The 12021-nt window shown below is 68.4% G+C and carries 12 protein-coding genes; 4 read left to right on the forward strand and 8 right to left on the reverse strand.

The features are described from left to right. Positions 1 to 63: 63 nt before the first annotated feature. On the forward strand, positions 64 to 1026 hold the full coding sequence (locus tag JWQ81_RS42255) for a GNAT family N-acetyltransferase (RefSeq protein ID WP_297551009.1): 963 nt from the start codon (positions 64 to 66) through the stop codon (positions 1024 to 1026). On the opposite strand, the gene JWQ81_RS42260 is transcribed toward JWQ81_RS42255, so the two are convergent. After that, positions 1013 to 1912, reverse strand: a complete 900-nt coding sequence (locus JWQ81_RS42260) for a 2-hydroxyacid dehydrogenase (protein WP_297551011.1) — start codon at positions 1910 to 1912, stop codon at positions 1013 to 1015. The genes JWQ81_RS42255 and JWQ81_RS42260 overlap by 14 nt on opposite strands. Before the next feature lie 7 nt (positions 1913 to 1919). Next, positions 1920 to 3056: a class I SAM-dependent methyltransferase gene (locus JWQ81_RS42265; protein WP_297551013.1), complete on the reverse strand. Its 1137-nt coding sequence runs from the start codon at positions 3054 to 3056 to the stop codon at positions 1920 to 1922. 317 nt (positions 3057 to 3373) lie between these two features. On the opposite strand from JWQ81_RS42265, the gene JWQ81_RS42270 reads away from it, so the two are divergent. Both JWQ81_RS42270 and JWQ81_RS42275 read left to right on the forward strand, forming a co-directional pair. Beyond that, positions 3374 to 5122 (forward strand): proline--tRNA ligase, encoded by a 1749-nt coding sequence (locus JWQ81_RS42270; RefSeq protein WP_297551015.1) that lies wholly within the window; start codon positions 3374 to 3376, stop codon positions 5120 to 5122. Positions 5123 to 5126: 4 nt separating this feature from the next. Next, the gene (locus JWQ81_RS42275; protein WP_297551017.1) at positions 5127 to 6194 is read left to right on the forward strand and encodes a hypothetical protein; all 1068 of its coding nucleotides are present in this window, start codon (positions 5127 to 5129) and stop codon (positions 6192 to 6194) included. Positions 6195 to 6499: 305 nt separating this feature from the next. On the opposite strand, the gene JWQ81_RS42280 is transcribed toward JWQ81_RS42275, so the two are convergent. The 6 genes from JWQ81_RS42280 to JWQ81_RS42305 form a co-directional block, all read right to left on the reverse strand. Continuing rightward, entirely contained in the window at positions 6500 to 7402 is a 903-nt protein-coding gene (locus JWQ81_RS42280; RefSeq protein ID WP_297551019.1) for a hypothetical protein, read from the reverse strand. Positions 7403 to 7413: 11 nt separating this feature from the next. Next, positions 7414 to 8127 carry a haloacid dehalogenase-like hydrolase gene (locus JWQ81_RS42285; RefSeq protein ID WP_297551021.1) on the reverse strand — a complete coding sequence of 238 codons (714 nt, stop codon included), beginning with the start codon at positions 8125 to 8127 and terminating at the stop codon, positions 7414 to 7416. A gap of 19 nt (positions 8128 to 8146) precedes the next feature. Continuing rightward, positions 8147 to 8557, reverse strand: coding sequence for a secondary thiamine-phosphate synthase enzyme YjbQ (locus JWQ81_RS42290; protein WP_297551023.1), 411 nt, complete (start codon positions 8555 to 8557; stop codon positions 8147 to 8149). Between the two features lie 107 nt (positions 8558 to 8664). Next, positions 8665 to 8886 (reverse strand): hypothetical protein, encoded by a 222-nt coding sequence (locus JWQ81_RS42295; protein WP_297551025.1) that lies wholly within the window; start codon positions 8884 to 8886, stop codon positions 8665 to 8667. Between the two features lie 11 nt (positions 8887 to 8897). Next, complete coding sequence (locus JWQ81_RS42300) at positions 8898 to 10013, reverse strand: acyl-CoA desaturase (protein WP_297551027.1); 1116 nt, start codon at positions 10011 to 10013, stop codon at positions 8898 to 8900. Positions 10014 to 10039: 26 nt separating this feature from the next. Beyond that, a complete protein-coding gene (locus tag JWQ81_RS42305) occupies positions 10040 to 11137 on the reverse strand; it encodes a ferredoxin reductase (protein ID WP_297551029.1) in 1098 nt (365 codons plus the stop codon). An 88-nt stretch (positions 11138 to 11225) separates the two neighbouring features. Here JWQ81_RS42305 and JWQ81_RS42310 point away from each other — a divergent pair, with 88 nt between their 5' ends. Beyond that, on the forward strand, positions 11226 to 11891 hold the full coding sequence (locus JWQ81_RS42310; RefSeq protein WP_297551031.1) for a TetR family transcriptional regulator: 666 nt from the start codon (positions 11226 to 11228) through the stop codon (positions 11889 to 11891). The last annotated feature ends 130 nt before the right edge of the window (positions 11892 to 12021 follow it).

The raw sequence follows: 12021 nt of genomic DNA on the forward strand, positions 1-12021 counted from the left end.
CATCCAGGGTACGGCGGGATAAATCGGATGCGGCGGCCGGAGGCGGGAACCTAGGCTCGGCGGATGGACCTCCTCTGGCGCCCGCTGACCTTCGACGACATGGCAGCGTTGGCCGAGATGTATGCCACCGCCGAGGTGGTGGACCCGACCGGCGAGCACTACAGCGCCGAGGACCTCGCCGAGGAGCTGTCCGCCCCGGGGATAGACCTCGCCTCGGCCAGCACGTCGGCTTGGGACGGCGAGCGGCTCGTCGCGTATGCCTACCCCGTGGTGCGTGCCGCGGCCGATCCGGTCCACCTGCTCCGGTCCGACGCCCTCGTGCACCCGGACTATCGGGATGAGGCCATCGGAACTCACCTGATCGAGTGGCTTGTCCAGTCGGCCAAGGCCGTGCACGAACGCGCCTTCCCCAGCGCGCCGTTGGAACTGCATGCCGGGGCCTATGACAGCCAACAGTGGTACACGGGAGTTCTTCAGGCGGCCGGGTTCGAAGTCTCGCGGACCTTCGCCGACATGCGGGCCGACCTCGCCGACTTGCCGCCGGCGCAGCCGTTGCCGAGTGAGTACCCACTGGTGCGGTACGAGCAGAAGTACGAAGAGCTGATGCGGCAGGCCCGCAACGACACCTTTTCCCGTCATTGGGGCAGCACGGTCCAATCGCCCGAAGGCTGGCGGCACCTGATCACCGGAAGCAAGGACTTCGTCCCCGAGCTGACATTCCTGCTGCTGTCAGAGGCCAAGGACGAGGTGCTCGCCTTCGTGCAGAGCTCGTTCTACGCCTCCGATGCGGCCGCGACCGGGGTCCGCGAGCTGCACATCGGCCACGTCGGCACCCGCGACGCACTGCGCGGACGTGGTGTCGCGACGGCTCTGCTCGGCTACACACTCGCCGAGGGGAAGGCCGCAGGCTACGAACGCGCTTCGCTCTCTGTGGACGTCGAAAACGCCGGCGGTGCGCTTGGCATCTACGAGCGCTGCGGCTTTCACGTGGCCCAGCGCACCTTCGTCTACATCAAACCGCTGTAACGAGGTTCAGGAGGTCCTCACCGGCGGCGAAGCGGCGGAGCTGCTCTTCGACGAGCCGCTTCGCGCGCGGATAGAACGACGCCGAACCGCCGGCGATGTGCGGCGTGATGATGACGCCCGACATTGTCCACAAAGGATGGTCGCGCGGCAGCGGCTCGGGGTCGACGACGTCGAGCGCGGCGCGGATCCGGCCGGTGGAGACCTCCTTGAGCAGGGCGTCGGTGTCGATCGCGGTACCGCGGCCAACGTTGACGACCAAGGCGTCTTCGGGCAGCGCGGCGAGTTCCGCCGCCCCGATGATCCCGCGGGTGGCCTCGGTGTCCGGCAGGATCAGCACCACGATGTCGGCTTCGGGGAGCAGCTCGGGCAGCTCCGCGATCCCGTGCGCACCCGGCCGTGCCGTCGACGCGACCGGTACGACGACGGCCTCCGCGGCCAGCAACTGTCGCTCGATGGCCTTGCCGATCGACCCGTGGCCCACCAGCAGCACGCGGCTGTCGGCCAGCGAGCGGGTGTGCTCGCGCTCCCACGAACCGCTCGCCTGCTGCCGGATCCACCGCGGCAGGTCGCGCTGCGCGGCGTGGATGAGCGCGAGCGCGTGCTCCGCGACGCTGAGATCGTGCAAGCCCCGACCGTTGGCGAGTCTGACCCCGGTGGGCATGAGCGGCAGGAGCGTGTCCACCCCTGCCGACAGCGACTGCGCGAACCGCAGCGATGGCAGCCGCGCGATGAGCTTCGCCGGCTCGGAACCGCTGTCATACGGCAGGACGTAGAACTCGACACCGTCGACGTCGTTCGGCGGCGCGCCGGTGGCGTCCCAGACCTCGACCGGCAGCCCCGCCGGGATCGCGATATCGGACCAGGGGATCAGCGCGCGGCTCGTCATGGGTCCATTAGACCTGCTGGACGGCGAGCCGCCACAAGGTGACCTCTTCCGCGGCCCGGGCGGCGGCGAGGTGGTCTTCGCCGTCGTACGAGCGGGGGTGATCCGGCCGGGTCGTGGTGTGGCCGAGCACCGTCAGCCCGGCTTTGCCGAACAGGTCGAGCAGGACTTCCCGGGTGCGCAGACCGAGCAGCTCGGCCAGGTCCGACAGCACCAGCCAAGCCTCGCCGCCGGGGGCGAGGTGCTCCGGCAGGTCCCGCAGGAACGTCGCCAGCATGCGGCCGCCCTGGTCGTAGACGCCCGTGTCCAGCGGTGACGCCGGGGTCACCGGCAACCACGGCGGGTTGCAGACCACCAGCTCGGCGCGACCGGCCGGGAAGAGGTCGGTCTCGACGACGGCCACCTGGTCGGTAATCCCCAGCCGGCGCACGTTGTCCACGGCACAGGCAGCCGCGCGCGGCGCGTTGTCGGTGGCCACCACCTGCTTGACCCCGTGCCGGACGAGCAGCGCGGCGAGCACGCCCGTTCCGGTACCGATGTCGAATGCCGTCGCGGGGACGTCCACGCGGGTGAGCTCGTTCGCGACCAGGTCGACGTACTCGTTGCGGGTCGGCGCGAACACCCCGTAGTGCGGGTAGATCCGGGCATCCAGCGCGGGCACCTCGACGCCGTTCAGCCGCCACTGGCGGGCCCCGATGGCGCCCAGCAGCTCCTGCAAGGAAACGACGCCGTGACCGGACCGCTCGCCGTACGCCTCCAGACACGCAGTGCGCACGTCCGGCGAGCGTGGCAGATCGAGCACGAAATCCTCGTCGAGCTCCATCAGGAGCAGACCGAGGATCCGGGCGCGATGGGTCCTCGACTGGCGATACCGGTAGAAGGCGCCTGCCGGATCGTCGACGGACTTCAGCTGCTTACGGTCCAGCCGCCGCTTCAGCGCGTCGAGTAGCTGACGCGCGTTGCGGAAGTCGCCGCGCCACAGCATTCCCACGCCCTCCGACGCGTAGCGCAGGGCGTCTTCGGCGCGTAGTTCGTCGTCGACGACCTCGACGTTCCGCGGCGGCTTCGACTTGCCGGTGGTGAGCCAGGGCTCGGTGCGGGAAAGCGCGTTTTCGCGCCAGGTGAGGGTTTGGCCGTGCTGTTCCACGAAAGACTCCTGAAAGGGGAGCCGTCTTCGAACCGGGATGTCCGCGCGCTGGGGAAGCCGTGAACGTGTAACCGTCCGCAGACGGCAAGTGGGTAGGACCCATGGCCGTCAGACAGACGGCGGCCACCAATCCAAAGCCACTGGGAACACGCCGGACACTCTACCCGGATTGCGCCACGCAGAACTCGTTGCCTTCCGGGTCGGCCGGCATCGTGGTCCGGAAGCCCGCGGGCGCGATAACCGGTTGAACCGGACCCCGGGGTATTGACTACGCTGCGCAGAACGTCTATGACCGGCCTTGCCGCGAGGAGCCCGTAGTGATCACCAGGATGTCGTCGTTGTTCCTTCGCACTCTGCGCGAGGATCCGGCGGATGCCGAAGTGCCCAGCCACCGGCTGCTGGTCCGCGCCGGCTACATCCGCCGGGTCGCCCCGGGCGGGTATGCCTGGCTCCCGCTGGGCCTGCGCGTGCTGCGCAAGGTCGAGAACATCGTCCGTGAAGAGATGAACGCGATCGGCGCGCAGGAGATCCAGTTCCCCGCGCTGCTGCCGAGGGAGCCCTACGAGAAGACAGGCCGCTGGACCGAGTACGGCGACGGCCTGTTCCGCCTCAAGGACCGCAAGGGCGCGGACTACCTCCTCGCTCCGACGCACGAGGAGCTCTTCGCGCTCACGGTGAAGGGTGAGTACGGCTCGTACAAGGACTTTCCCGTTGTCCTGTACCAAATCCAGACCAAGTACCGCGACGAGGCGCGTCCCCGCGCGGGCATCCTGCGCGGCCGCGAGTTCCTGATGAAGGACTCGTACTCCTTCGACCTCGACGACGAGGGCCTGGAGCGGGCGTACCTGGCGCATCGCAATGCCTACATCAGCCTGTTCGACCGGCTCGGGCTCGAGTACGTCATCGTCGCCGCGACCTCGGGCGCGATGGGCGGTTCGGCCTCCGAGGAGTTCCTCGCCGTGGCCGAAAACGGTGAGGACACCTACGTCCGCAGCACGGAGTCCGACTATGCGGCCAACGTCGAGGCCGTGACGACGCCCGCGCCCGCCGAGAGGTCCCTCGAAGGCCTTCCCGCGGCGCAGGTGCACGAGACGCCGAACACGCCGACCATCGAGAAGCTCGTCGACTTCTTCAACGCCGCCGACCTGGGCCGCACGTTCACCGCGGCGGACACGCTCAAGAACGTCCTGGTCAAGACCAAGCAGCCGGGCACCAAGGAGTGGCAGCTGCTCGGCATCGGCCTCCCCGGCGACCGCGAAGTCGACATGAAGCGCCTCGAAGCGTCGCTGGAGCCGGCCGAGGTCGAGATGATCGACGCTGCCGACTTCGCCGCCCACCCCTTCCTCGTGAAGGGCTACATCGGCCCGAAGTCCTTGAAGGACAACGGTGTCCGCTACCTCGTCGACCCCAGGGTGGTCACCGGGACGGCGTGGCTGACCGGTGCGGACAAGGACGGGCACCACGTCGTCGACCTCGTCGCCGGCCGCGACTTCACCCCCGACGGCACCATCGAGGCCGCCGAGGTCCGCGAGGGTGACGTCTCGCCGGATGGCCAGGGCACGCTCGTCGCCGCGCGTGGCATCGAGATCGGGCACATCTTCCAGCTCGGCCGCAAGTACACCGACGCCTTCGAGGTCGACGCGCTCGGCCCGGACTCCAAGCCCATCCGGATCACCATGGGCTCCTACGGCGTCGGCGTCTCCCGCGTACTCGGCGTGCTCGCCGAGCAGAACCACGACGAAATCGGCCTGATCTGGCCGCGCGAGGTCTCGCCGTTCGACGTCCACGTCGTCATCGCGGGCAAGGACGACGCCTTGTCCGCGGGCGCGGAAAAGCTCTCCGCCGAGCTGGACGCGGCCGGGCTGAGCGTCGTCCTCGACGATCGCAAGGCCAGCCCGGGCGTGAAGTTCAAGGACGCCGAGCTCGTCGGCGTGCCGACCATCCTCGTCGTCGGGCGAGGCCTGGCGAACGGCCTGGTCGAGGTCAAGGACCGTCGGTCCGGCGACCGCGAGGAGATCGCGGTCGACGGTGTCGTCGAGCACCTGGTCAAGCTCGTCCGCGGCTGACAGCGTGTCCTCGGGGGAGAAGCCGCCGGACTCAGGGGGCTCGGCGGGCTCAGGGGACGAGCCGGAGAACCCGGCGGGCCAGGCTTACGAGCCGTCGGCCTACCGGGCTCCGGCATACCAGCCGCCGTCGTACGGATCGCCGAAGTACCAGGCGCCGTCGTACACCGAGGCTGCGTACGCCGAGTCTGAGCCAGCGGTGGAGGCGGTCTACCGGTCGGCTCCACCGCCCGACGCCGTACAGCGGGTGCAGCCGCACGCCAAGCCCTGGAACCCCCAGGTCAGGCGGCGTCTGCCGCGGCGGATCGGCTGCGTGCTCGTCGGGGTTCTGGTGCTGCTCGGCGGCGCGTCAGGCTTCATCTACCGGATGCTGAACCGCCCGGCGCCGGTCGCGAGTTCGAGCCGTACGTCGAGCCCGCCGACGCCGTCCACCCCGCCGCCCGCGGTCGTGGTGTCCCCGGTCGTGCGGGGTTGGCAGTCCGTCGCCGGCGGGCAGGGGGCCTATGCCTACGACGTCCCGCCGAACTGGAAACCCGAGCCGCGCACGGTCCACGGCTGGGAAGCCGACTCGACCGGCCCGGCAACCGTGCTCTCGGCCAGCGCCTTCTACCTCGACGGGTACTGCCCCGGCCAGCCGACCAGCAAGCGCGGCGGCAGCGGCGTCATGACCGCGAAGGTCGGCGACTCCGCGATGGCGGCGACGCAGGTCGCGACCGAGGTCGCGCTGCACAGGTACACCGATGGAAACGGGCCCCGGCCGACGTTGGCCGTCGGCAAGCCGCAGCCCGCCGAAATGTCGTTCGATGACGGCAAGGAAGGCCCGGCGACCATCACGATGATCGATGTCACCAGCGCGTCGACGGGGGCTTGCTCGTCCCAGCGTGCGCTGGTCGGCGCGATCGCGCCGACCTCGGCGAAGGACAAGCAGTGCGTGGTGTTGGTCGCCTACGCCGACCAGTCGTTCGACCGGCCGACGACCTCGGACCAGCTGCTCCAGATCCTGCGCAGCTACCGGTCCGTCCCGGCCGCCGACCGCACCACCGTCCCCGCGACCCCCGTCCCCTCCCACCGCTGACGTTGTCCACCGCAACTCGCCGTCGAGTTGCGGTACTTAGCGTCCGCAACGATCGCAACTCGCCGTCGAGTTGCTGGTGGTGAACGTGGGACTCGCCGGGCCTGAGTGTGGGACTCGCCGACGCGCTGTGCGAGTCCCACGTTCAGCGAGGGCGAGTCCCACACTCAGACCGACGAGTCCCACACCCAGCTCCGGACACCGGCATTCGCCGTACACCGACACGACCCGGCCCTTGGTGCGGTAAAACGCAGCTAGTCCACAGCAACCAGCACCCACACCGACGACCGAAGAGCCACAAAATGCCGCTACGGGGTGTGTCGGATGCTGGCGACGATCTGGGCGGACACCGACGGCTCGATGGCGTCGGGCACCTGCTGATCGGCCAGGATCAGGTGTACGTGGAACGCGGTCACGGTCGGATCGGCACTGATCGGCAGTGCGGTGGCGATGATCGACACCGACGGCGGGCTGCACCCGTTGCGCCCGGCGGGCCGGATGGTCGCGATGACCTGCTCGGCCTCGACCGTCCCGGCCAGCACTCGGACCGGTGCCACCGCGGAGAGGCTGATCGACGGCCGGGTGGTCCCGTCCGGCGAGCTGTAGGCGGCTTCGGCCCATTGGATGGCGGTCCGCCGCGCGGCTTCGGCATCGCCGGTGACCTCGTCGGTGTCGATCGTGGTGAACCCTGCCTGCGCCCGCGCGGAGACGTCGAGGGTGGGGCAGAAGTTGGTCTCGAACCGGCTGACCCCGTGCATGGCCAGTAGCTGCCCGTCGGGCGTTTCGAAGCCGATCATCGAACCCGGTTCCTCGACCGTCCAGTCCGGGGGCACGTCGAAGCTGAAACGATCCTCTGCCGAGGACACGGGCAGCCAGCCGGGCACCGAAGGCACCATCGGCGCACTCGGCTGCGGGCTCACCGTCGGCGGGGGCAGGTCCGAGCCCGCCTGAGACACGGGGCCGAGCCGGTCCGGGTAGCTGTTTGGAGTCGTCACGAAGGCGAAGAACGCGAGCAGCAGTACGGCCGTCCCCGCCAGGACCGCGAGCAGCGCGGGATGACGGCGCAGGCCGCCGGGTGTCGAGGGGTCGTCAACGGCCGGCGTGGGGTCTGGCTCCACCCTCGCCTGCGGTTCCGGGGCCGGAAGCGGCCGCCCGGTGAGTGGATCGACGAACTGCTGGAACTCCGGTTCCCCGTCCTCGGGACAGGTCACGAAGAGTCAGTTTAGGCGTGAGTCCGGAGAATCGCGGTGCGAACGGCGTCGAGATCCGAGAGATCGGCGAGTACGGTCCGCGCGCCCGCGTCGCGCAGCTCGTCGGCGCTGAACTGCCCGGTCGCCACGGCCACGGCGACGGCGTCGTGCTGCAACGCCGCTTCGACGTCGTGCGGGGTATCGCCGATGACCACCACGGACTCCGGCGGGAACTCCCGGCTGTGCTTGGCCGTCGCGAGCTCGACCGCGCGAGGCACCAACTCCGGCCGGTACGCCGACAGCGACCCGTAGCCGCCGATCTCGAAGTCGATGTGCGTGTGCAGGTCGAACGGAGTCAGCTTGTGCCTCGAGACCTCCGGCAGGTTGCCGGTTACCAGCGACTGGACGACTCCGGACTCGCCGGCCAGCGAAGACAGCGCGGCCGCCGCACCGGGAAGCGCACGACCACGTTCGAGGATGGTCGCACCGGCCTGTTCGGCCGCGAGGACGAGCTCGGCCCACACCCGTCGGATGGTCTCCTCGGTCGGTTCGACGTCGTGGGTGATCAGCAGCTCGATGGTGATGGCGCGTTCGGTCCGGCCGCCGAACACCGGCATCGGGCCCATCGTGACCCCGGTCGCCGCCAGCATCGCCGTCGCGTACCAGGCGGCACCGAGCCCGCTCATCTCGACGAGGGTCTGGTCGATGTCCCACAGCACCAGCCGGTGCTCGCTTGTCGTCGTCACGGCACCGACGGTACCGGCGTCAGCCGGGCAGCAGACTGAACCGGACCCGCCGAACCGGGTTGTCGACGTTGGTATCGACCAGGCACACCGACTGCCAGGTGCCCAGCACCATCACTCCGCCGAGCACCGGGACAGTGGCATACGGCGGCAGCAGCGCGGGCAGGACGTGGTCGCGGCCGTGGCCCGGGCTGCCGTGCCGGTGCCGCCACCGGTCGTCGCGGGGGAGCAGGTTCTCGAGCGCGGCGAGCAGATCGGTGTCACTGCCGGCGCCGGTCTCCAGGATCGCGAGTCCCGCCGTCGCGTGGGGGACCCAGACGTGCAGGAGGCCGTCCTCGGCGTCGGCCTCGGCGAGGAAGCGCTCGGCGTCCTTCGTCAGATCGTGGACGACGGCCTCGCGCCCGGTGGACACCTCGATCTCAACGGAATACATGTGCCCCACCGTAACCGTGCCGTCAGCCGTGGCCTCGTGAGTGTTCCGGCCGGTTGCTGTGTCCTGCGGGACACCCGCACCCGGGCGTGCCGGAACACTCACGAGGCCTACTCCGAGACCTCTTCCGCATCGACCACGGCGGGGTGGTCGGCTTGGGCCTTCTGCGAGGCTTCGCGCATCTCGATGACGTCGGTGAGCCAATCGCCGGTCTCCCGGGCGATGTCGCGGACGGCACCGGTGATGATGGTCGCGATGTTGCCGATATGCGTGGCGGCCGACTCCGTGATCACCTGAACGGTGTCCTTGCCGCTCTCGAACTGACCGACCATGGTGAGAGTCCCTACGCTGCTTGGAGGATCCTGTCCCGCTCCACGGTACTGGGCGTGCGCGGCGTACCGACCCACGGCAACGCGAGCTTCACAATCTTTTTCGCCACCGAGCCGAGCTGCTTGGACAGGCCGCCGGTGTTGTACGGCAGGCCGTACTTCTCGCAGATCGCCCGCACCTCGCCCGCGATCTGCGGGTACCGGCGCGCCGGGATGTCCGGGAACAGGTGGTGCTCGATCTGGTGCGAGAGGTTCCCGCTCATGATGTGGAACAGCTTCCCGCCGGAGATGTTCGCCGAGCCGAGGATCTGTCGCAGGTACCACTGCCCGCGAGACTCGTTCTCGGTCTCTTCCTGGGTGAAGCTTTCGACGTCGGCGGGGAAGTGGCCGCAGAAGATGATCGAGAACGACCACAGGTTGCGGACCAGGTTCGCGGTCGCGTTGCCGACGAAGGTCAGCGGCGCGGACGGCCCGGTCAGCAGCGGGAACAGCACGTAGTCCTTGCCGACTTGCCGGGACGCCTTCTTGAGCATCTTCAGCGACACTTCCTTGGTGTCGGCGAAGGTGCGCTCGCCCTTGACGATCCGGTCGAACTCGAGGTCGTGCAGCATCACGCCCCACTGGAAGAAGATCGCGAGCAGCGTCGCGTACACCGGGTTGCCCAGGTAGTACGGGTGCCACCGCTGCGACTGGTCCATCCGCAGGACGCCGTAACCGATGTCGCGGTCCTTGTCGAGGATGTTGGTGTAGGTGTGGTGCAGGTAGTTGTGCGAGTGCCGCCAGTTCTCGGCGGGCGCGACGTTGTCCCATTCGAACTTCTGCGAACTCAGCGCCGGGTCACGCGTCCAGTCGTACTGGCCGTGCATGACGTTGTGCCCGATCTCCATATTGTCGAGGATCTTCGACACCGAAAGCGCGGCGACGCCGGCGATCCACGCGGGCGGGAAGAAGCCCGCGAACAGCAGCCCGCGGCCGGTGATCTCCAGCGCGCGCTGGGTCTTGATGACGTTGTGGATGTAGTCGACGTCTTCCTTGCCGAGGTCGGCCACGATCCGTTGGCGTAGCTCGTCGAGCTCGCGACCGAATTCGTCGATCTGGGCGGGGGTGAGGCGGTCCTGTAAACCGGTCATCTCGGGTCTCCTTCAGGCAGTAGTGGTCAGCCGGCGATCTCGACGTCCCCGACCGGGACGGAGATGCAGAGCTGGATTTCGACGTTCTCGTCGTCGGAGAGCTCGCCGGACTTGGCATTGCGCACACAGCCGGACGTCTTGACCTTCGTGCACGAGAAGCAGATGCCCATCCGGCAGCCGTGCTCCGGTGACAGGCCCGCGTCCTCGGCCTGTTCCAGCAGCGGCTTGCCGGAGTTCGCGAACTCCTTGCCGCTGTGCGCGAAGCGGATCTGACCCTTCGCGTCCTCGGCATTGAACCTCAGTGCGGGCGGGGTGAACTCTTCAGTGTGCAATTGTGCACTCAAGCCCTCGGCGCCGAGCACCTCGCGTACGGAGTCCATCAACGGCTTCGGTCCACACAGGTACGTCTGCGCGTCGCGGTAGGCCGGCGCTGCCGACTTCAGGTGCTTCGCGGAGAAGAACCCGTGCAGGTCGGCGCCCTTTTTTGCCAGCGTGTAGGCGAGTACGACGCGGACGTTCGGGTGCTGCGCCGAAAGTTGCGCCATTTCCTCGCGGTAAAGGACGTCGTCGGCCGTGTTCGCGTAGTGCAGGAACACGATTTCGCCGCGGTGTCCTTCGTCGGCCAGTGTGCGCAGCATCGAGAGCACGGGCGTGATCCCGCTGCCACCGCTGATCAGCAGTGTGCGCTCGGCGCGGTCGTCCGGCATCGTGAAGCCACCGTCCGGTTGGGACAGTCCCAGCACCATGCCAGGCTCGGCATTTTCGTGCAGGTACCGCGAAACCAGGCCTTGTGGGTCGGCCTTGACGGTGAGTTCGAGCCGGCCGTCGCGGGTGTGCTGCGAGCAGGACGGCGAGTAGCAGCGGGTGCGGCGAACCCCGTTGATGTCAACGGAAACACGCACGTACTGGCCCGCGGTGAAACCCCGCCACGCGCGGCTGGGGCGGAGGGTCAGCGTCACCGTGTCCGCGGTCTGGTGGCGGACACCGGTCACCACACCGCGGATCTCGCGGCGGACCAGCATCGGGTTGACGAGTTCCAGATAGCGGTCCATGCCGTGCGGGGTGAGCAGGGCTTCGGCCAGGGAGGCGAGCCTCCGGGTCCGGCCGGCTACGAGCGCTGTCATCACACCTCCAGTTCCAGTGAACGGATGTACACTGAACAGTGGAATGCATCAGCCGGGAACTGTCAACCGGAAGGCGAGGTGATGTGACGTGGGTGATAGCGGCGGCACCCGTACGCTGTCCGATGTGACCGTGGAGCCCGTGAGCCGCCAGGAGCGCAAGCAGCGCACGCGGCAGGCGTTGCTCGACGCCGCGTTGGAGCTGCTCGCCGACCGGGGTTTCGCGAACCTCAGCCTGCGCGAGGTGGCGAAGGGCGCCGGCATCGTCCCGACGGCGTTCTACCGGCACTTCGCCTCGATGGACGAACTGGGTGTCGCGCTGGTCGAGGAGTCCATGCGCACGCTGCGTGGCATGATCCGCGCCGCCCGGAGTGATTCGAAGGCCTACACGCACCTCATTCGCGCGTCGGTGCGGACGCTGCACGAGCACGTCCGCGCGCACGAGGACCACTTCCGGTTCCTGACCAGGGAACGCTACAGCGGTACCGGCCCGGTCCAGCGGGCCATCGGCGCGGAACTCAAGCTGTTCTCCACTGACCTCGCGATCGACCTCGCGCGCTTCGAGCAACTGCGCGAGTGGAGTACCGAGGACCTGCGCATGATGGCGGACCTCATCGTGAACGCCATGCTCTCGACCGTCCTCGAGCTGCTGGACGCTCGTCCGCGCGACGCCGAGACCGACGAAACCCTCATCCGTACCGCGGAAAAGCGCCTGCGGTTGATCTTTGTCGGCGTTCCGGCTTGGCGCAGTAAATAAGCGCCACTGAATCGATCCACTGATCGTTTCCGTAAGACGAAACCGCAATATCGAAATGTGGAACCTGCGCCACTTTTGTCTGGGGTTCTCAGACTGGCGCGTGGTACAACCTTCGGTGATCGAGAGAGCA

The organism is Amycolatopsis sp. (genome assembly GCF_025464955.1).
GTDB lineage: Bacteria > Actinomycetota > Actinomycetes > Mycobacteriales > Pseudonocardiaceae > Amycolatopsis.